Raw genomic sequence first — 19,945 nt, forward strand, 5'->3', positions numbered from 1 at the left:
AGCGTGTCACTGGGCGTCCCTCCGGATTTCGGACCCGGCAACGAACGCATCGGTCCTGCGAATACGTTCGGACATTTCTGTTTCCTCTGCCGTTCGAGCACGGGTCTTGTAACGAACCATGGCATTGTTTCCTCCGAATTGGTCAATTCTGACTCAAAGACAATTTAGGACTGAACAGCAAGCTATACCAGTGCGGGACTCGAATCGCAGAGTGATGCCCACGGTAGAATACCTCAACTACGAAGTACTGGACGATCAGGGCTGGGACATGGACGACGACGACCTCTTCGAGCAGGCCGCCGATGCTGGCCTCGACGAGGAGGACTACGGCTCGCTCGATGTCGCCGAGGGCGAATACATCCTCGAGGCGGCCGAAGCACAGGGCTACGACTGGCCCTTCTCGTGTCGCGCCGGTGCCTGTGCGAACTGCGCCGCGATCGTCTTCGAGGGCGAGATCGACATGGACATGCAGCAGATCCTCTCCGACGAGGAGGTCGAGGAGAAAAACGTCCGCCTGACCTGCATCGGGTCCGCCGAGACTGACGAGGTCAAAATCGTCTACAACGCCAAGCACCTCGACTACCTGCAGAACCGCGTCATTTAAACCGGCTGACGGTGCTTCGCCGCGCAGTTATCGATCCCCCCGTTTTCCGGGGTCGCATTGTCACTCTTTCCGCAGCGTCACATCACACGAGCAGCGCCGGCCTCGACGGTCGATTCGCGGGTTCTACACGTCGCGGCCGGTACGGACCGGTCGGGAGCAGTCGCTCGAAGACGAGTAGCGGGCGGGCCGCGTCACCGCATCGGTCTGCGGCCCGTTCGCGGACGTGCTGTCTCCGTCGCTCGCCCGCCCCACTACTTGAATTACCTCTCAATTGTCATGTGGCGAATGACGCACCAACAGCCACTTCAGTTGGGCTAACCTGTCCTGTTGCGATCTATGTATCTCCCACCCGGAACTATTAATTGAATACTTTTTCAACTGACTATCGATAGCGCGAGCAACGGAGCGGTTACGGCGGTACCTCGAGGACGAGGAACTTTGCGTCTTCCCCGTCTTGCTCGCGCTGGTTCACGTCGCGCTGTCCTTCCAGCGGCGGTTCGACCGGACGGGGTTCGAAACCGGTCGCCTCGAGCCGACTGCTGCATCACCTGCCGACGACTACCCCCCACCGAATTCCACGATCATGTCCACCACAGACACTACCGACGATTCGATCCGTCTCGCCTTCGTGTGCGTCCAGAACGCCGGCCGCTCTCAGATGGCCACCGCGTTCGCCGAACGCGAACGCGACCGCCGCGGCCTCGCGGACCGCATCGAAATCCTGACCGGCGGCACCCGTCCCGCCGACGGCGTTCACGAGGCGGTGATCGCCGTCATGGACGAAGTCGGCGTCGATCTCACCGACCGAACACCCAGGGAGATCACGCCCGACGACCTCCGCTCGTGTGACACCGTCGCGACGATGGGCTGTTCGACGCTCGAACTCGGCGACGTGGACAGCCGTCGACGTTCGCGACTGGGCGCTCGAGGACCCGGACGGTCGCGATCTCGAGGCAGTCCGTGAGATCCGCGACGGAATCGAGGCCCGAGTCGCCGCGCTTTTCGATGAGTTCAGCGACGTCTCCGGGAGTTAGCCACTGACCGCTGGCCCGTGCAGGACGAGTTCGTGCACGGCGACGAGGACGACGACGGCGACCACGATGAGCGCGCCGTCGGCGAGCGACGGGAGGAGCCCCAGGGAGACGATCAGCGTCGTCGCGCAGGCGGGCGGGTGGACCGTCTCGGTCGCGAGCATCCCGCCCGTCGTGAGGACGACGGCGACCACGCCGCTGGCGACGACGCGGAACTGTGCGGTCGCGAGCAGCGGCGCGGCCGTGGTCATGCTCACACCGACCCCGGGCGCGATCGTGTGATACGCGACCAGCCCCGCCATGACGCCGATGACGTGACCGCCGATCACGCGCCGCGGCGCGGTCACGTTCCCTTCCCGAACCGTCGCTAACAGGAAGGCGGTGGGTCCCAGACTCGGGAAAATAAACGCCTGGCCGGTCAGCCAGGCCAGCAGGCCCGGAACCGAAAGCAGCACGCCGACGTACAGGGTCGAAACCGCCGCGCCCTCTCTCATGGGCGGCCCCTTGTCAGTACCGACGGATATACCGTTTGTTCCGACGCTTTTCGCGGAACCGGCGCATTACCGGTGGCCCGTGGTCGATACCGCTCGTCGTTTCGTTCCGCGGTCACGTCGCGACCGTCCGCCCGGGAGGCCGAAAACGTAAGGGGACCGCGCTTCGGAGGAACGGTCGTGACGCTCGCTGGTGCCGTCGCGACGGGTCCGGACCTCCTTCGACTCGTCGCCGTCCCCGTCTTCGCCTGGACCGCGTACCGCGACATCGAGACCCGCCGGGTCTCGAGCACCGTCTGGATACCCCTCTCCTTGCTGGGGACCGCGCTGTTGCTCTGGGACGGCTGGCTGGCCTGGCACGCCGGCGGGACCGCCTGGACCGACTCGTTCCTGATTCCGACGGCGATCAGTCTCGGACTGGTCGTCCCCATCGCCTACCTGTTCTGGTGGTTCGGCGGCTTCGGCGGGGCCGACGCCAAGGCCCTGCTCGTCCTCGCCGTCCTCTTCCCGACGTTTCCCGAGTACGCGCTCGGCTCGTGGACGCTCCCGCTCGAGCCGACCACGTCGATCGGTGCGTTCTCGTTTACCATCCTCACCAACGCCGTCTTGGTCGGCGTCGTGTTGCCGCTCGTCCTCGCCGTTCGCAACGCCGCCGCGGGACGGATCGCACCGGTCATGATCGTCGGCTGGCCGGTCGCGTGGGATCGGGTGCCGGAGACTCACGGTCGCCTGCTCGAGACGCCTGCGGGACTCTCTCAGGGCGGGCTCGATCTCGACGCGCTGCGGATGTACCTCCGCTGGCGGGGGCTCTCGCTGGCTGAGCTTCGCGACCGACCCGATCGGTACCGGAACCCGGCGACGCTGCCAGCCGAGCCGAACCCGCCGACCGACGGCGCGGTGACCGCGGATGGACCCGTTTGCGGGGACGGCGGCACGCTCGAGTCGGCCGCCGACGACGCGGGGCTCGAACGGGAGTCCGAGATGCCTTCGGCGTCCGACGACCCCTGGGGTGCCGCGGCGTTCTTGGACGATATCGACGGCTCGGCCTACGGGACGACGCCCGAGACGCTCCGCGACGGGCTCGAGGTGCTCGCGACCGCGGAGACGGTCTGGATTTCGCCCGGGACGCCGTTTCTCGTCCCGATCTTCGTCGGACTGCTGATCGCGCTGGTGTACGGCGATCTCCTGCTCGGAACGGTGTTCTGACGGGAGATGGCGACGCGCTTCGCTTTCCCGACGCGGTAGCGAGCGCCGAACGGCGTTTCACGTCGCCCGCACGAACGGGCGGTGGACGGCACGACGCGGGTACTCCGGCCGGGGTCGCCTCCTCGAGTGCCCGCGAGGAGCACCCGCCCGAGGTGGTCGTAACGTGTTACTGTAGCCGCTTACAGCGTCCGCTCGTACAGCGGGACGAGCACCGTCCAGAAGAGCACGAAGGCGACGCCGACGCCGATCAGCGCCAGCCACGGGTCGCCCCTGCCGGTCGGCGCGCCCATCGCGAGGAGGACGAAGGTCCCGGCGAACAACAGACAGCAAACGAGGACGCTGCCGAGTTCGAGAGCCACGGCGACGGGATGGGCACGCAACTGGGCGACGATGCCGGCGAGGGCCATACCCGAGCCACACACGGGGACGGCAAAAACGTCACGGCACTGGGACCGCCGACGGCAGCCGTCGCCGACAGCATCGTCTTCGCGACGCGTCGCTGCCGGTCGCTCGAGCACGCCCTCTCGGCCGGCCGCGTGGGCTGGCGCTCGAGGCGGACGGACGCGGACGCCGTCACGGTTTGGATGCTGTTCGCGTCGCGCCGACACGGAGCGGCGACTCCCACGCCCGGGTCAGGCTCGAGACTCGATGTCCGCGGCGATGTCGTCGAGTTCGTCGTCGGCGAGGTCGGGGCGATCGCCCGTGATGGCGTGAATGGGGCCGCCGCCGTCGCCCTCGAAGCGGGGGACGATGTGACAGTGGACGTGGGGGACCTCCTGCCCTGCCGCCTCGCCGTTGTTGAACGCGACGGTCGTCGCGTCGGCGTCGACGCTCTCCTCGACGGCGGGGACCATGCGGTGAACCGTGTCGTAGAGGGCTGCGGCGACGTCGTCCGGCACGTCGTTCAGCCGCTCGTACTCGTCTCTCGGGATCACCAGCGTGTGGCCCGGAGCCAGCGGGTTGGCGTCGAGGAACGCGACGGTCGTCTCGTCTTCGTACACGATTCGCGCCGGGATCTCTCCCTCCACGATCTGGCTGAAGATCGTACTCATACGCGGGTATGTGTCGGCTCGGCGTATGAAGGTTACCGACGAGTCGATCGGGGATCGGTTTCGATCGGACAGTTGGCGGCGTCCGCGATGTGCCACTATTGTATCGTTTGATATCGCTGTCGTATCAACTACTGCTGTCGTATACGTGGTCCGGGCTTGTGAGGTCAATTACAATGAGTTCTTGTTCGTCATCCCATGTCGCTTTGTATCTTGTTGTCTTCTCTGGTACGATGTCGTATTCATTTAAGAACGCTCTACAGTTGACTTGTCCACCGTGCCCTTCTCGGTCACTTTTTCGAACCTTATACGATGCATCCGTCTCATCGACTCTCGGATGGAGGCCAACTTTCTGGTTCACAGCGTCGTTGAACAGCTCAACGTAGTCCTTTTCCTCGAAATATTCCGAGACAGCCGCATGATTAATTCCTACTGTGCCGCTTTTGCGAAGCGAAACACGAGGTCCAACTCCGGATTTGCCACCTGCTTTACCACCTTTCTTGGTAAACTTCTTGAACCCCATATACTCCAATATATCCTCATGCATAATATGTCTTTCCCACTTACTTCTTTTACGGTTGTTTTTGCAACACTGACCTACTGAATTCCACCCTTCGGATAAATCAATGTGTATCTCTACCGTTTCCAGTTTACATGATCGAGCGCCTCCTGCAACGTACTGTCGTTCATGTCTCCCTTCAGTGCGGCGACATCGAATGAACGCCTAAGCGTGTCTGCGGTAGTTTTGCAACGGTTGCTTTCGTTCAGTCTTCGTACTTTCTTGCTTCTACAACTCACTCGCTATCTCTTTCCCTCGGCGTTGTGCATCTTCCTCGAACATGGAACTGTCGTAGTGTTTCCGGAGGGTATCAGGAGCTGCGTTTACTCGACCACTGATTACCTCCCACGAAAGCTATTTTCCCCGCATACGGGTGACTGAACTACGCCGAAGGTCATAGGTACCAATGCTCTTATCGCACTTGTGCTTGTTATGCTTCGAGTACGCACGGTCACCTCAGACACTTACTGACGTGGTATCATGATATAGTGTGGACTTGGCTACCCAACCATAGGCTGAGGTTAGCAGTGTACCACTGTTTTCCTTCGGTTCCTTGCACTCGTGTTTGATGTAGTCGGAGATGACGGTCATCACCTCGATAGTGTTCAGATACGCCGATTCCATGCGAAGGCGAATGATCTCAACCACTCATCAGCAATTTCTGCTTTGGTGTTACGAAAGCAGTTCGAAAATGATATAGTTCGTTGCTGAAATCGAGGCTGTGTCGAGAGCAAGCGTCTTGAAGCGGTGTTGCTCCATTGATGGGAAACACGGCGTCATCGACATCGTGTTTTTCACGTAGTTCAGCGAAGAATGTGTGAGCGAAGACGTTTGTTCTCACTGGTTTAAGCTTTGTATAGAGCAAATCGCTTGTCTCAGGATCGACGGTCTCGAGTTCGGTCAGCAGATGGGGCCGGCAGTTCGTTCGCTCTTCGGGAGTGGGTTCGCGATTGCTCGTCGGGTCGGTCGGATCCACTGGAACGCATTTCACCGCGTTCGTGTAGTAGGCGTCGTCACCGTAGCCGATGTCGGCGACCAGCCGACGAATGCGCCGCCCGGAGTGGCGCGAGGTGTAGGCCTTGCCGGTCCAGTTCCCGCCCCGCCAGCGATCGGCGTCGGGGGTGCCGCGGCCGGGTGCCTCGCCGACGACCACGATGCTGGCGTCGAGGTCGCCGGTTCCCCACGAAATGCACTCCCGGGAGTCGGCGAGGACTGAGCAACGGGTACATCCGGGCTCGAGGACGTTGCGACTGGTCGGATAGGTTGGGTCGTCGGTGCCTGCGGAGTCGGGGTCGGTATCGGGAGCTGACGCGGGCACGGTCGGAGATACGCTTCCAGCGGTTTAGCCCGGTCGATCCGAACATGTGAACAACGCTATCTTGTCACATTCGAGGGGACAAGTTTACGTTGGACGGGCGGCTAACGGTGTGCTAATGACATCGATCGGCCCGGAACTACTCGCGGAATCACTCCAATTGGTCCTCTACGCCCTCATCGGGGGCGTGTTGACGGTCGGCGGCGTCCTCGTCGAACAGGCGAGCGTCCAGCACTACGGGTCCGGCGAGGCGATGATCGCGCTGTGGCTGGCCGCGCTCGGCGGCGTTATGCTCTATGCCGGCGCGTACGGACTGGGCTACCAGAAGGTACTCTCGCAGTACGTCTGAGCGCCGCAGGACTGGCTCGGTTTTCGAACTCTTATAGATGCTCGCCGTACCGTTCGCACACCGAACGCACAGCCGTCGTGCGACGGGTGCGCTCGGCTGTCAGCGGTTCCGATAGCCCTTACCAGCGACCGGTGGCAACCATGCGGTGACCCGCAATATCGATTCCTCTTTACTGTCGGAGGCGATTAGGTGGGGTATGAGCAGGTTCGGCGAGGTCGACGACCAGTACGACCCACACGAACTCGAGCAGCGGGTCTTCGAGTACTGGGACGACGTCGATGCCTACGAGCAGACGGTCGAGCACCGATCGGACGGCGAGTCCTTCTTCTTCGTCGACGGTCCGCCGTACACGTCGGGGTCGGCGCACATGGGGACGACATGGAACAAATCGCTGAAGGACGTTTACCTCCGCTTTTTGCGAATGCAGGGGTACGACGTCACCGATCGGCCGGGCTACGACATGCACGGGCTCCCGATCGAAACCCGTGTCGAGGAACGGCTGGGGTTCGAAAACAAACAGGACATCGAGGAGTTCGGCGAGGAGAACTTCATCCAGGAGTGCAAGGACTACGCCGACGAGCAACTCGAGGGGCTTCAGGAGGACTTCCAGGACTTCGGCGTCTGGATGGACTGGGACGACCCCTACCGGACGGTCGAACCCGAGTACATGGAAGCTGCCTGGTGGGGGTTCTCGAAGGCGGCCGACCGCGGACTCGTCGAGAAGGGCCACCGCTCGATCTCGCAGTGTCCCCGGTGTGAGACCGCGATCGCGAACAACGAGGTCGAGTACGAGGACGTCGAGGACCCCTCGATCTACGTCAAATTCGATCTCGAGGAGCGGGACGGGCAACTCGTCGTCTGGACGACGACCCCGTGGACGGTCCCGGCGAACACCTTCGTCGCCGTCGACGAGGACGGTGACTACGTCGGCGTCCGGGCCGAGAGGGACGGCGAGGAGGAACTGCTGTACGTCGCCGAAGCGAAACACGAGACGGTCCTGCGCGAGGGCCGCTACGATGACTACGAGGTCGTCGCGGAACACTCCGGCGAGGACCTGATCGGCTGGTCCTACGAGCACCCGCTCGCCGAGGAGGTGCCCGATCACGTCGACGCCGAGGGGACGTTCGAGGTCTACGCGGCCGACTACGTCGATACCGACGGCGACGGCACCGGACTCGTCCACTCCGCGCCCGGCCACGGTGAAGTGGACTTCGAGCGCGGCCGCGAACTCGGGTTCCCGATCTTCTGTCCGGTCGGCGGCGACGGCGTCTACACCGAAGAGGCCGGCAAGTACGCGGGCCAGTTCGTCAAAGACGCCGATCCGGAGATCACGGCCGACCTCGAGGACAACGGCGCGTTGCTCGCCTCGGGGACGGTCCAGCACAGTTACGGTCACTGCTGGCGCTGTGACACGGGTATCCTCCAGATCGTCACCGACCAGTGGTTCATCACGATCACCGACGTCAAAGACGACCTCCTCGCGAACATCGAAGACAGCGAGTGGCACCCCGAGTGGGCGCGGGACAACCGCTTCCGTGATTTCGTCGAGGAGGCACCCGACTGGAACGTCTCCCGGCAGCGCTACTGGGGCATTCCGCTCCCGATCTGGACGCCCGAAGACCGGGACGACGACGAAGAGCGGCTCGTCATCAGCGACCGCGAGGAACTCGCGGACCGCGTCGATCAGGACATCGACCCGGACGCCGTCGACCTCCACAAGGACACGGTCGACGATCTGACGATCACCGAAGACGGGACCACCTACACGCGCGTTCCGGACGTGTTCGACGTCTGGCTCGACTCCTCGGTCGCGTCGTGGGGCACCCTGAACTACCCCTCGGACGACAGCCGGTTCGACGACCTCTGGCCCGCCGACTTCATCCTCGAGGCTCACGACCAGACGCGGGGCTGGTTCTGGTCCCAGTTGGGGATGGGGACCGCGGCGCTCGGCGAGAGCCCGTATCAGGAGGTTCTGATGCACGGCCACGCGCTCATGCCCGACGGCCGCGCGATGAGCAAGTCCAAGGACATCCTGATCGACCCCCACGAGGCGATCGATCGCCACGGCCGGGACGTGATGCGCATGTTCCTCCTCTCGAACAACCCGCAGGGCGAGGACATGCGCTTCGACTGGGACGGGATGCAGACGATGGAGAACCACCTCCGGACGCTCTGGAACGTCTTCCGGTTCCCGCTGCCGTACATGCGGTTGGACGAGTTCGACCCCACGGCGACGACGCTCGAGGAGGTCGACGCGGACCTCGAACTGATCGACGAGTGGGTCCTCGCCCGCTTGCAGTCCACGAAGGCCGAGATGACCGCGGCCTTCGAGGACCGCCGGCAGGATCGGGCGCTCGAGGCGCTGATCGAGTTCGTCGTCGAGGACGTCTCGCGGTTCTACGTGCAGGCGGTCCGCGAGCGCATGTGGGCCGAGGAGGACAGCGGCTCGAAGACGGCCGCCTATGCGACGATCTATCGGGTCCTCCGGGAGAGCGTCGCCCTGCTTGCACCGTACGCGCCGTTCATCAGCGAGCAGATCTACGGCACGCTCACCGGCGACGACGGGTTCGATACCGTCCACATGGAGGACTGGCCCGCCGTCGACGAGTACTGGGAGGACGAGCAACTCGAGACAGACGTCGCGCTCCTGCGCGCGATCGAGGAGGCCGGCGCGAACGCCCGTCAGCAGGCCGGCCGCAAGCTTCGCTGGCCCGTTCCGCGCGTCGTCGTGGCCGCCGACGATCAGCGGGTCGTCGACGCCGTTTCCCGCCACACCGAACTGCTCGAGGACCGGCTCAACGCCCGCGAGATCGAACTCGTCTCGCCGGACGACCGCTGGGAGGAGCTGCAGTACAGCGCCGAGGCCGACATGAGCGAACTCGGTCCGGCGTTCGGCGACCGCGCCGGCCAGGTCATGACCGCGCTCAACGAGGCCCGCATCGACGAGCCGAGCCTCGACGCGATCGAGGACGCCGTTTCGGACGTCCTCGAGGAGAGCGCGGAGCCACGCTCCGCGGAAGACGCGAGCGGCGATGAGCCGCGAGCGCGACAGGAGATCACCGACGAAATGGTTTCCTTCGTGACCCAGACGCCGGACAGCGTCGCCGGCACCGCGTTTAGTACCGACGGCGACGACCGGGGCGTGGCCTACGTCGACGCCTCGCTGACCGACGACATCGAGAGCGAGGGCTACGCCCGCGAGGTCATCCGCCGCGTCCAGGAGATGCGCAAGGACCTCGAACTCGATGTCGAAGAGCGAATCGCACTCGAGTTCGCGATCGACGACGATCGGATCGCCGATCTCGTCGACGAACGGGAGAGTCTGATCCGCGAGGAGGTTCGTGCCGACGAACGCCGGCCCGTCGAGGACGGCCACCGGAAGGAGTGGGATGTCGAGGACGTGTCGATGGAGATCGCGATCGAGCCGCTGGCGGCGGCGGAAGCATCGGACTAGAGAGCCGCTGTCCGTCACCGCACACCCGTTCACGCGACGGCTGTGCGATCAGTGTGTCGATCGTTGCAGTTGGTATTATCGCGTCCCCCGAACGTCGCGAGAGCTGCAGCGGATGCGCACCCCTCGAACCTGAGCGGGGAACGGAGTGACCGTGAGCGGTGAGGCGGTTGTTTTCTGGCCGGAGTTGTGCGTAACCGGTCCCGACAGAAGGGAGTCACCCGAACGTGACAGTGACGCTGCCACAAATGTCTTGATCGCTGACTCACCAGAATCGAGTAGTGAACTCCCGTGTCGTCGGTCTCGCGGTCGTCGTCTTGCTCGTCGGAAGCCTGCCGGCCGGCGTCGGTGCCGGGGAGCCGTCCCGACCGGTCGACTCGCCGTCGGCAGCCAGCGTCGATATCGGACCCGCCGACGAGCCGCCCGCTTCGGTTGGGACGAGTGCCGGGTCGACGGCGAGCAGCGATACCGATAACGTCCTTTCCCGGACGACCGTCCTCCGCCACCGGCAGGACGACCCCGACACCTTCGAGGTGGAGACGACGGTTCACGTCCCCGAGGCCGTGACGGCACTCGAGATCGAACTCGAGCCGGGCGCGACCGTCGAGGAGACTGCAGGACTCGAGCGGACGGACGAGCGGACGTTCGAGTGGACTGGAGACGCCGACGAGGCGACGATCCGGTACGCGATGCCGGCCGAGCGGCGGGGGAGCCAACAGCAGGGGGACGGCTCCGGAGAGGGGTACACGTTCGTCGATACCGGCGACTGGGGCGTGGTAGCGGTTCCGGACGTGTCGCTTTTCTACCGGCGAACCGCGCCCGTCGGACTCGAGCGGACGGTCCGGGTCGACGGCCCGGGCGCGACCGGCGGTGATATCGCTTTCTTCGGCCCGGTAACGGTCCACGAGCGACCCGTCGACGGCGGGACGATCAGGCTGGCCGTCCCCGACGCTGCGACGCTCGAAGAGTCGCCGGACGCGGTACTGACCGCACTCGCGGATGCACGCGACCGCCTCACCGTCGGCGCACGGAGCGACGACGTATTCATGGTCGCGGTACCGAACGAGACCGACTGGGGCTCGAAGCGCGGGCTCCAGTACGGCGAGTCGGACGCGTGGGTCGTCGACAACGCCACGCTCGACGAGCGGAACCCGGTCTGGCTCCACGAATACGTCCACATCCGGCAGGATTTCGCCGACGGGACCGAGGTCGACCCCGCGGTGGCGTGGGTTTCCGAGGGGCAGGCAGACTACTACGCCAGTCTGCTCGCCCTCGAGAGCGGCGCGACCGACTTCGGCGAGTTCCGATCGCTCCTCGAGCGCGGCGAGCGCGAGCCGTACGCCGGTGGCGTCCTCGCCGACCGGTCCACGTGGGACCACCCGGAGACCCACTACGCGAAGGGCACACTCGTCTACGGTGAGATCGACCGCCGGCTGCGGCTCGCGACGGAGGGTGATCGGACGCTTGCGGACGTGTTCCGGTCGCTGAACGCCCAGGAGGAACCCGTGACCGAGGCGGCGTTCATGGACGCGCTCGAGGACGAAGGCGGACCGGCGGTCCGTACGGTCGCGGAGCGATACACGCGGACGGCGGAGACGCCCGAGATGTGGACCCGACGCGAACACGAGGCCGCCTTCGGCCGGTCGGCCGCGGTCTTCGAGCACGGACTGGGGTCCGGGCCGATCGACGTAGCCGATCGAGAGTGGCCGCGCTGGTCGGCGTCGGCAACCGGCGGTACCGACGGCGACGACCGCACGCTCATCGCGGTGCCGGCCGGCGAATCCGTGACGGTTCCGAGCGCGGTCGCCAACGTCGGCGAGCACGAGGGGACCTACGACGCGACGCTACAGGTCGACGGCCGCGTCGTCGATCACCGCCGGGGGACGCTCGCGCCCGGCGAGGATGCGACCCACGCCCTCTCGTGGACGCCGTCCGAACCAGGTGAATACGATATCCGCGTCGGCTCGGGGCGGCTGACGGCGGTCGTCCGGTCGTCCTCGAGCGTGACCGTGAGGGAGCTGCAGGTCTCGCCCGACCGCATCGAACCCGGCGAGTCGGTGACGGCGACTGCGACGGTCGCGGCCGCCGGCGATCGGCCGGCCGCGGCTAGCCTCGCGTTCCGGACGGCCGACGGCGTCGCCGCGGAACGCGCGGTGGCGCTCCGGCCCGGCGAGACGACGACGGTCGACGCCACGCTCTGGTTCGACGAGGACGGTCAGTACGAGGTCGCCGTTGGCGATCGAACGACGACGGTCGATGTCGGCGGCGACGCGTCGACACCAATGAGCGAGGAACTGCCCGGTTTCGGCGTGTCAGCGGCGCTGATAGCGATCGCACTCGTATTTGTCGGGGCGGGTCGTCGGCGCAGCTAATCGAGTCCGTCCCGCTCCGGTCGCCGTGACACCTGCCCGAACCGGCGTTCGAGAACTCCTGACCGACCGATCGCGTTCCGACGGTGGCGGCGAACGACCCCCTCGCGATCACTCGAGGTCGACGCGGAACCGACAGGCGTCGGCTCCGTCGTCGACGCAGTCGGTTTTCGTGACGGTCGCGTCCGCGTCGAACGCGGCGACCACGCCCTCGAGAATGCCGTGGGCGAGCGCGCAGTATCGCTGGTCGCGGTGGGTGTCGTAGCTGACGATGGCGTGATCGGCCTCGGACGTACAGGAGAGTTCGGGAAGCGACGTGTCATCCGTGGCGGCCTCGATGTCGTTGTAGACGTCCTCGAGCCCGGCGAGCAGGTCGGGCAGCTCCCAGTCTCGGTTGATGTGGGCGCTGAACGTCGAGAGCAGTTTCGGGGCGAGCGTCGTCCCGAAGTCGCGCTCGATCGCCCGACGGTCCTGTGTCGCCATCGTCGAGAGCGTCTCGAGGATAGCGTCGATTTCCCCGTCGTCGTAGTGAGAAACGGGGAGGTAGAGCTTCGGCTCGAAGCCGGACTGCTCGACGATCGTATCCCAGGTACCGTCGTCGGTCCGTTCGACGACGTACTCCTTGAGGGTCTTGTGGACGATTCCGTGCATCTGAGAGTTCCGGTCGTTCTCCGTGACGGCTCGTGTGGCCGAGCCGCTCTCGTGCCACGCGCTAACAACTAGACCCGCGTCTGGGGGCTACTTAATCGTTTACTTACAGGTGTGCCCCGAGCGTCGGTGCGACGGAGACGGTGTCGACGCCTCGCTCGATGGTATCGGTGCCGTATATCGCTTCGACGCCGGCTCGCGAGAGCTTCGTGACGGCGTTACGAGCCAGCAGGGGATGAACGCAGGTGACGAAGACTCGGCCGACGTCTCGCTTTTTAAGGACGGCAACGGCTTCGCTCATCGTCGACCCCGTCGCGATGATGTCGTCGACGACGACGACGTCGCGGCCGGCGACCTCGACGTCGCTCGGCGAGATGTCGACTTCGGTTCCGGATCGGCGGGTCTTCTCGAAGTAGTCGGTCTCGCCCGCGCCGTAGGTATCCCGAACCGTTTCGGCGAGTTCGATAGCGCCCGCGTCGGGCGAAAGGAAAATCGGCTCCGCGAGGTCCTCGGGCAGGGGGGCGGCCAGTCGCCCGGCCGCGTCGACCGCCGTCGCCGTCGGCTCGAAGAAGTCACAGACCGCCCGCTCGTGAGGGTTGACGGTCAGTACCCGGTCCGTTCCGGTCGAAATCGCACGAGCGACTGCCCGCGCGGAGACGGGATGGCCCGGCTCGAAGGCCGCATCCTGCCGGCCGTAGCCCATGTAGGGCAGAACGGTGACGACCTCCTCGACGCCGGCCTCGCGGACGGCGTCCTGGAGCTGGAGCACCTCGAGATGGGCGTCGCTCGAGACGGTCGAGGCGACGATTACCGCCCGCTCCGGCTCGGCCTCGGCGACGCCGGGGACGGCGGCGAGCAGTTCACCGTCGGGAAAGCGGTCGTACTCGACGGCGGCGAGCGGTTCCTCGAGGTCGCGTGCGAGCGCCGCGGCCAGAGATTGTGACGCGGATCCGCTGATGATCATAATCGGTGGGACAGCCCGGGGGCTAAACCAGTTTTCGTTCTCGATCGGCCCGTATTCGATCGGCAGACTCGGTGCAGCGCTCGACCGGTCCGCAATACCGAGGGACCGACAGCCGATGCTCACCGTTTCGGGTGACCTTCCGCCGCGAAAACGCCCTTCGTAGCCTCACCTTGTGACGAGACGTACTTAAACCGCCCACGCGGGTTCGGGATGTATCGCCCCCGATCGGTGGCTCACCGCGGCGGATCGATCACGCCGTGGCGTCGTCGACGGCCGCGTCGCCATCGCCACACGGGCCGCCGTCGGTGTCGCTCAGGATCTTCAGCCCGCCGTCGCGATCGACCAGTGCGAAGACGTTGACGCAGCTCGAGTCGCCCAACTCTGCCGGGGTGACCTGGGTGGGTTCGCCCCCGTCCAGTCGGAACAGTACCCGGAAATCACCGGGTTCGGACGGCCAGTTTCGCTCGAGTTCCGCCCCGCTGTCGCCGGTCAGTTCGTGTGTCGACCAGTGTTCCGGTCCGTCGCCGAACTCGACGATCGCGTCGATGGTGTGCGTCTCGTCGTCCAAGTTCTCGAGCGAAATCGTCCCGAGGAGAGTCCCGCCGGTCCCGCTATCGGGGTCCGACGCCGCCGCGTCGCGGTCCGAGTTCCCGTCCTCGTTCCCGTCCCCGTCCCCATCACTGCCCATACAGCCGGCGACTGCGCCGGTAAGCGCGGTGCCGGTTGCGGCCAGGAGCCGCCGCCGTGGGTATCCCATCATGTATCCACCGAGAGTAATTCGGTGTAGTTAAATATACGTCAGACAGCGGCCGCGTTCACGGACTCAGCGCTCCGTCCCTCGCGGCGGGACGGCGATTCCTGTAACATCTGTGATACCGAGCAATCGTGTCCGCCACTCCCCTCCGCTCGCCGAGAGAAACGTCCCGTCGGCCGTGACGGCGTAGACCGTGTCACCGTACCCGAATCCGACGATAGCGTCGTTCGAACGCTCGCTTTGCGCCCACTCGCCGTCGATCGGATACTCGTAGCACGCATCGTCCGCAACCGCGTGTGCGCGCTCGAGTCGCCCGGGTTCCGAGCGCGGGTCCGCCGCGACGGTCTCGAACGACCCTCCGAGGAGTTCCAGCCAGCCGTTCCCGAGTTTATAGAGCCCGTCGACGGTTGCGGCGAGCGGGACACCGGCGGCCGAAACGTCGCGGACGGCCGTCAACCCCGCGTGCTCGAGCCTGCCTCCGTGGACGCGGGAGACGCCGTCATCGGTGCCGACGAGGTCGCCATCGATCGCCCGCACCGTGGCACCGCTCCCGTTCTCGAGCGTGGTCCACTCGTCGGTCCCGGCCGCTCGCCGCGCGATGTGGCCGTCCGGATCGGCGGCGATCAGATCGCGGTCGTCGTAGCCAACGGCGACTGCCGGGCCGAATCCCGTTCCGACGAACGTCTCGTCGCCGGTACCGTTCCCGCCTTCGAGCGTGCGGACGCGAACGTCGTCGTCGGTCGCGATGGCGACGCCGTCACCGATTGCCGCAACGTCTCGAGCGTGACAGCGCTCACAAAGTCCGAATTCGCCGACGGTATCGCCGGCGACGCGAACGCGGACGACGCCCATCTCGCTCGTGACGTAGGCCGTACTCGCGCCCTCGCGGTCGCCGTAGACGCGTTTTTCCTCGATCGAGTCCATACGAATCCGTGGCGGCGACGGGCCGAAAACGTTCCGTCACGGACGGCCACCGTCGGTCGGTTTGCGGAATCCCTTTCAGGAGTCCGGTCGGACTAGGGCGTGATGCAAGTCTTCGGATCGAGCGGGACGCGAGGCGTCGCCAACGAGGAGTTGACGCCCGCGTTCGTCTTGCGCGTCGCGAAAGCGGCGGGGACAACCTGGGGAGACGGGCACGGTGGGGACCGAGTTGCTATCGCCCGCGACACTCGCCATACCGGGCGGATGCTGGCCGACGCGGCCGCGAGCGGGATGGCGAGTACCGGTACCGATGTCGACCGCCTCGGAATCGTCCCGACGCCAGGTGCACAGGCCTACGCCGAACGGGAGGGCGTCCCAGTACTGGTCATCACGGCCTCGCACAATCCGCCACCGTACAACGGCGTCAAACTCGTCGGCGACGACGGCGTGGAGCTCTCGACTGCCGACCTCGAGTCCATCGAGGAGACGCTGCTCGCCGAATCGTTCACCGTCGCCCCCTGGGACGAGACCGGCTGCGTTCGCGAGGTCGACGGCGTGACGCAGGCGTACGTCGACGACCTGCTCGCGGCCGCCGATCGGGACCGGATCGCCGACGCCGACCTCACCGTCGCGCTCGATCCGGGTCACGGCGCGGGATCGCTGACCAGCCCCGAGTTCTTCCGAGCGCTGGGCTGTCGAGTGGTCACGGTCAACGCCCAACCCGACGGCCACTTCCCGGGTCGGGACCCCGAGCCGGTCCCCGACAACCTCACCGACCTCGGCCGACTCGTCCGCGCGACCGACGCCGACATCGGCATCGCTCACGACGGCGACGCCGACCGCGCCATCTTCTTCGACGAAACCGGCTCGTACGTCGAGGGTGACGCCACGCTCGCCGCGCTCGCGGCCGCCGAACTCGAGGCCGGCGACACCACCGTCTCGGCGGTCAACGTCTCTCAGCGGCTCGTCGATGTCGTCACCGAGGTCGGGGCCGACCTCGAGTTGACCCCGATCGGCTCGACGAACATCATCACCCGGATCGAGGAACTCGAGGAGAACGGCGAGCGGGTGCCCGTCGCGGGCGAGGGCAATGGCGGGATCTTCTTCCCCGATTACCGGCTCTCGCGAGACGGGGCCTTCACGGCCGCGCGCTTCCTCGAGTTGGTCGCCGAGCGACCCGTCAGCGAGATCGTCGCGCCCTACGGCGGCTACGTCAACGTCCGCCACAACGTCGAGTACGAATCGACGGCCGAACGCGACGCGATGCTCGACGCGGCGGCCAATCAGGCCCAGGCCGCCGACGCGGACCTCAACACGCGCGACGGCTACCGGCTGGATTACGGCGACGCGTGGGTGCTCGCCCGCCCCTCCGGAACCGAACCGCTCGTCCGGATCTACGCCGAAGCCCGCGACGGCGATCGCGCCGAGGAACTCGCCGGCGACATGTACGATGCGCTGGCCGCCGCGAAGGCTGACATCTGACTCCTTCGACTGCCACCCACCTATTCACGGAACGATCGTCACGGGAAGTTCCGCGCGCCGCGTGACGGCCTCCGCGACGCTGCCGAGTACCACTCGCGAGACGCCGGTTTTCCCCTCGCTGCCCATGACGATCGCGTCGACATCCGCTTCGGTCACGTACTCGAGGATCGCGTCCGCGACCCCGCTCCCCTCGATGACGCCCATCTCGAGGGTGCCGTCGTACGCGGCGGCGGTGTCCCGGACATCGGCGAAGAACGCGGGCTCGTCATCCCCCGCGACGCCGCCACCGTAGTCCGTCTCGAGGTCGTCGACCGCGTGGACGACCGTCACTCGATCGGCAGGTACCCACTCGAGGGCGTGCTCGAGTGCCGCTTGCGCCGGCTCGGAGTCGTCCATCGGGACGAGGACGTGTCTGGACATACGCGACTATTCGGGGAGTAGCGGCTAAAATCCGGGGTCGAGAGTCCGGACCGTCGGAGTCGCGGACTCAGACCGGGTCCTCGATCTCGAGGGCGTCCTCGAGTCGCTCCCGTTCGGTTCGCAGGGCCTCGAGTTTGTCCGCGACGCGGCCGTCGCTCAGGCGCTCGCGTTCGGCGGGCGTGAGTTGTGCAACTGCCTGTGCGGCGGTCTGCAGGCGATCGTAGTCGGGAGCGGTCGCGAGCAGGCGGACCTCGCGCAGTGCCGCGACGGTGTCTTCGTCGGCGATTCGGGTGACGAAGGGGCGATACTCCCGCGCCCGGCAGCGAAGCGCGCCGGCCGGCTCCGGCGGCCAGTCGATCGTCAGCGGTTCGGCGTCGATTCCGTCGAGGTACGTTTGCTGTGTGGCGACGTTTCGTTTGAGTTCGTCCGCGCTGTCGACGTAGTGTGAGAGCTTCGATCGGGAGTAGCTCGCGTAGTCAAGCAGCTCCGGGAGCGTACACTCGCCGGCCGGGTTGTCGCGGACGTATTCCGCCAGATCGGCGGGCGGTTGCTCGTAATCCACGAACGGATACCACCGGCTCCGCTCGAGCAGGGCGAACACCTCGCGCGCACTGGCCGCGAGCCGATACTCCCGAAAGGCCTCGCGGACCGCCTCGTTGTACCGCTCGATCGGCTCCCGGAGCCGCTCGACCGGAGCATCGAGGTCCGCGTTCGCCAACTCGAGCAGCCGTTCGTGCTCGTCGATTTCGTCGTCAAGTCCCCGTAGACGTTTGGCAGCCGTTTTTCGGGCCTCCGCTACCTCCTTGCGGGCGGCCTCGCGTTCTTCTAACAGGTCGGCGTACTCGGCGGCCGGCTCGAGACAGTCGTGGGCGCGCTCGAAGTCGGACTCGCTGAGCCGGCGCTTGTCGATCGCCTCGAGGGCGTCCTCGAAGGCCCCGTGTTCGGGCAGGTCCTCGGAGAGTCCGGAGACGAGCCCGTCGAACTTGCCCTCGAGTTCGATGTAGGCCTGAAAGTTCTCCTTGCCGGTCCCGGTCGCGCGGTCGACGTAGTCCTCGAGGAGCGTCGTCGCGTTGCGGTAGGCCGCTGTCACTGCCTCGACGGTCTCCTCGCCGTGGTCTTCGACCCGTTCGTCTGCCGTCGCGAATCGCTTTCGGGCGGTTTCGAGCGATTCGAGGGGCGTCGGCTCGCCGTCGGTACGCCGGTCGGGAGCGCTCGAGCCGGCGTCGGCGGGAGGGGCGCGTTCGCTCATTTCACTCGTAGACCGCGTCGGGGTCAAACACTTGCTCGCCGACGTTCTCGCCCTCGATCGTCCGGTAGAAACACGACCGGTGGCCGGTGTGACACGCACCGCCCTCTTGGTCGACCAGATAGAGGAGCGTATCGGAATCACAGTCCACGCGGACCTCCTCGACCGCTTGGACGTGGCCACTCGTCGCGCCTTTCTCCCAGAGCTCGTCGCGGCTCCGGGAGTAGTAGTGCGCTCGGCCGGTTTCGCGCGTCCGCTCGAGGGCCTCCGGCGAGACGTATGCCAGCATCAGTACCTCGCCGGTCTCGGCGTCCTGTGCGACGGCGGGGACGAGCCCGTCCTCGCCGAAGTCGACCGAAACGTCGTCGTCCATACTCGTGATATCGGTCGGCCGAGCGATAGGTCTTTTGCCGCGTGCAATCCGTTGCCGGATCGGGTGTTCTTCGGGACCGCTCACTGAATCGTCCGCCTACCGGGCGGTCCCTCTCAAAGACAATCAGTCGGACTGCGGGCACCTGCGTCCTGTAGTTCGGAATCGAACGAAACGAGATCCGCATCGTGGCCCTGCGCACAGGCAAGTATCAGGCAATCGAGTGGATACAATAGTGTCTCTCGTTGTAGTCGGTTCGCGTCCATCATATCGGAGGCATCGGGGATGATAACCCGAACGTCGGACGTGATCTCGTTCTGGATCGCTTCGACTCGGGAGAACTCGAGTCACTGCTTTTTGGTGAGTACTGATCGCAATTCCATGAGGTTCATCGTCGACGTGAAAAAGTCGTGGTCCGCGTCGAGTACCTCCGCAGCAACTGCCCCTGTTTCGGGTTCGTCGGTAACGGCAGCGATGAACACGTTCGTATCGAGAAAAAGCCTCATCTCTGCTCACGGAGTTCGCGAATTTCAGCTACGGAGTCGACATCTAGCTCGTCGGCCATTCCACGCAATCGCTCACCGAGCGGCAGCCGATCACTGTCCTCGTCCTCGGAGCGAGTGAATTCGTTCACGTCGTCTGCGTAGACGCCCATACGCGCCCAGTGGGGCGGCATCAATAAAACGGTTCACCATAGCGGTTGTTTCCAACGGGAA

18 protein-coding genes and 3 pseudogenes are annotated in these 19,945 nt (G+C 65.5%); 7 read left to right on the top strand and 14 right to left on the bottom strand.

What is annotated here, in order from left to right; genetic code table 11:
* Positions 1 to 214: 214 nt before the first annotated feature.
* Together fer and FGF80_RS00325 are read left to right on the top strand one after the other, a co-directional pair.
* The gene (fer, locus tag FGF80_RS00320; RefSeq protein ID WP_006185072.1) at positions 215 to 604 is read left to right on the top strand and encodes a ferredoxin Fer; all 390 of its coding nucleotides are present in this window, start codon (positions 215 to 217) and stop codon (positions 602 to 604) included.
* 583 nt (positions 605 to 1,187) lie between these two features.
* Positions 1,188 to 1,638, top strand: a pseudogene (locus tag FGF80_RS00325) (arsenate-mycothiol transferase ArsC).
* On the opposite strand, the gene FGF80_RS00330 reads toward FGF80_RS00325, so the two are convergent.
* Positions 1,635 to 2,129 carry an HPP family protein gene (locus FGF80_RS00330; protein ID WP_138651517.1) on the bottom strand — a complete coding sequence of 165 codons (495 nt, stop codon included), beginning with the start codon at positions 2,127 to 2,129 and terminating at the stop codon, positions 1,635 to 1,637. The pseudogene FGF80_RS00325 and the gene FGF80_RS00330 sit on opposite strands and share 4 nt — an antisense overlap.
* Before the next feature lie 177 nt (positions 2,130 to 2,306).
* Between FGF80_RS00330 and FGF80_RS00335 the strand changes: the two genes are divergently transcribed.
* Entirely contained in the window at positions 2,307 to 3,332 is a 1,026-nt protein-coding gene (locus FGF80_RS00335; protein WP_138651519.1) for an A24 family peptidase C-terminal domain-containing protein, read from the top strand.
* A gap of 179 nt (positions 3,333 to 3,511) precedes the next feature.
* Here the strand turns inward: FGF80_RS00335 and FGF80_RS00340 are convergent, their stop codons facing one another.
* The 4 genes and pseudogenes from FGF80_RS00340 to FGF80_RS19445 form a co-directional block, all read right to left on the bottom strand.
* A complete protein-coding gene (locus tag FGF80_RS00340) occupies positions 3,512 to 3,739 on the bottom strand; it encodes a hypothetical protein (RefSeq protein WP_006185076.1) in 228 nt (75 codons plus the stop codon).
* 225 nt (positions 3,740 to 3,964) lie between these two features.
* Positions 3,965 to 4,384 carry an HIT family protein gene (locus FGF80_RS00345; protein WP_006185077.1) on the bottom strand — a complete coding sequence of 140 codons (420 nt, stop codon included), beginning with the start codon at positions 4,382 to 4,384 and terminating at the stop codon, positions 3,965 to 3,967.
* Between the two features lie 124 nt (positions 4,385 to 4,508).
* Positions 4,509 to 4,904, bottom strand: a complete 396-nt coding sequence (locus FGF80_RS00350) for a hypothetical protein (RefSeq protein WP_138651521.1) — start codon at positions 4,902 to 4,904, stop codon at positions 4,509 to 4,511.
* 641 nt (positions 4,905 to 5,545) lie between these two features.
* Positions 5,546 to 6,258: pseudogene (locus FGF80_RS19445) on the bottom strand (uracil-DNA glycosylase family protein).
* 115 nt (positions 6,259 to 6,373) lie between these two features.
* Between FGF80_RS19445 and FGF80_RS00360 the strand changes: the two are divergent.
* The 3 genes from FGF80_RS00360 (at position 6,374) to FGF80_RS00370 (ending at position 12,427) form a co-directional block, all read left to right on the top strand.
* The gene (locus FGF80_RS00360) at positions 6,374 to 6,604 is read left to right on the top strand and encodes a hypothetical protein (RefSeq protein ID WP_006185080.1); all 231 of its coding nucleotides are present in this window, start codon (positions 6,374 to 6,376) and stop codon (positions 6,602 to 6,604) included.
* A gap of 196 nt (positions 6,605 to 6,800) precedes the next feature.
* Entirely contained in the window at positions 6,801 to 10,058 is a 3,258-nt protein-coding gene (ileS, locus tag FGF80_RS00365) for an isoleucine--tRNA ligase (RefSeq protein ID WP_138651523.1), read from the top strand.
* Positions 10,059 to 10,336: 278 nt separating this feature from the next.
* Positions 10,337 to 12,427 carry a hypothetical protein gene (locus tag FGF80_RS00370; RefSeq protein WP_138651525.1) on the top strand — a complete coding sequence of 697 codons (2,091 nt, stop codon included), beginning with the start codon at positions 10,337 to 10,339 and terminating at the stop codon, positions 12,425 to 12,427.
* 108 nt (positions 12,428 to 12,535) lie between these two features.
* Here FGF80_RS00370 and FGF80_RS00375 read toward each other — a convergent pair whose 3' ends face one another.
* The 4 genes from FGF80_RS00375 to FGF80_RS00390 all read right to left on the bottom strand — a co-directional run bounded on the left by FGF80_RS00375 (position 12,536) and on the right by FGF80_RS00390 (position 15,714).
* Entirely contained in the window at positions 12,536 to 13,075 is a 540-nt protein-coding gene (locus tag FGF80_RS00375; RefSeq protein ID WP_006185083.1) for a heme NO-binding domain-containing protein, read from the bottom strand.
* Between the two features lie 103 nt (positions 13,076 to 13,178).
* Positions 13,179 to 14,036, bottom strand: coding sequence for a ribose-phosphate diphosphokinase (locus tag FGF80_RS00380; protein ID WP_006185084.1), 858 nt, complete (start codon positions 14,034 to 14,036; stop codon positions 13,179 to 13,181).
* A 250-nt stretch (positions 14,037 to 14,286) separates the two neighbouring features.
* Positions 14,287 to 14,796: a hypothetical protein gene (locus tag FGF80_RS00385; protein WP_138651527.1), complete on the bottom strand. Its 510-nt coding sequence runs from the start codon at positions 14,794 to 14,796 to the stop codon at positions 14,287 to 14,289.
* Between the two features lie 63 nt (positions 14,797 to 14,859).
* On the bottom strand, positions 14,860 to 15,714 hold the full coding sequence (locus FGF80_RS00390) for an HVO_0234 family beta-propeller protein (protein WP_138651529.1): 855 nt from the start codon (positions 15,712 to 15,714) through the stop codon (positions 14,860 to 14,862).
* Positions 15,715 to 15,816: 102 nt separating this feature from the next.
* Here FGF80_RS00390 and glmM point away from each other — a divergent pair, with 102 nt between their 5' ends.
* Positions 15,817 to 17,193 (top strand): phosphoglucosamine mutase, encoded by a 1,377-nt coding sequence (gene glmM / locus FGF80_RS00395; RefSeq protein WP_138651531.1) that lies wholly within the window; start codon positions 15,817 to 15,819, stop codon positions 17,191 to 17,193.
* A 24-nt stretch (positions 17,194 to 17,217) separates the two neighbouring features.
* On the opposite strand, the gene FGF80_RS00400 is transcribed toward glmM, so the two are convergent.
* The 5 genes and pseudogenes from FGF80_RS00400 to FGF80_RS18935 form a co-directional block, all read right to left on the bottom strand.
* Positions 17,218 to 17,613, bottom strand: coding sequence for a universal stress protein (locus FGF80_RS00400; RefSeq protein ID WP_138651533.1), 396 nt, complete (start codon positions 17,611 to 17,613; stop codon positions 17,218 to 17,220).
* A 67-nt stretch (positions 17,614 to 17,680) separates the two neighbouring features.
* Positions 17,681 to 18,862, bottom strand: a complete 1,182-nt coding sequence (locus FGF80_RS00405) for a DUF7118 family protein (protein WP_138651535.1) — start codon at positions 18,860 to 18,862, stop codon at positions 17,681 to 17,683.
* A gap of 1 nt (position 18,863) precedes the next feature.
* A complete protein-coding gene (gene hisI, locus FGF80_RS00410; protein WP_138651537.1) occupies positions 18,864 to 19,232 on the bottom strand; it encodes a phosphoribosyl-AMP cyclohydrolase in 369 nt (122 codons plus the stop codon).
* 113 nt (positions 19,233 to 19,345) lie between these two features.
* Positions 19,346 to 19,735 (bottom strand): annotated as a pseudogene (locus FGF80_RS00415) (type II toxin-antitoxin system VapC family toxin).
* Positions 19,732 to 19,884 (bottom strand): hypothetical protein, encoded by a 153-nt coding sequence (locus FGF80_RS18935; protein WP_175416956.1) that lies wholly within the window; start codon positions 19,882 to 19,884, stop codon positions 19,732 to 19,734. The pseudogene FGF80_RS00415 and the gene FGF80_RS18935 overlap by 4 nt, the downstream one beginning before the upstream one ends.
* Positions 19,885 to 19,945 lie beyond the last annotated feature (61 nt).

The sequence above is a fragment of the Natrinema pallidum genome, assembly GCF_005890195.1.
GTDB lineage: Archaea > Halobacteriota > Halobacteria > Halobacteriales > Natrialbaceae > Natrinema > Natrinema pallidum.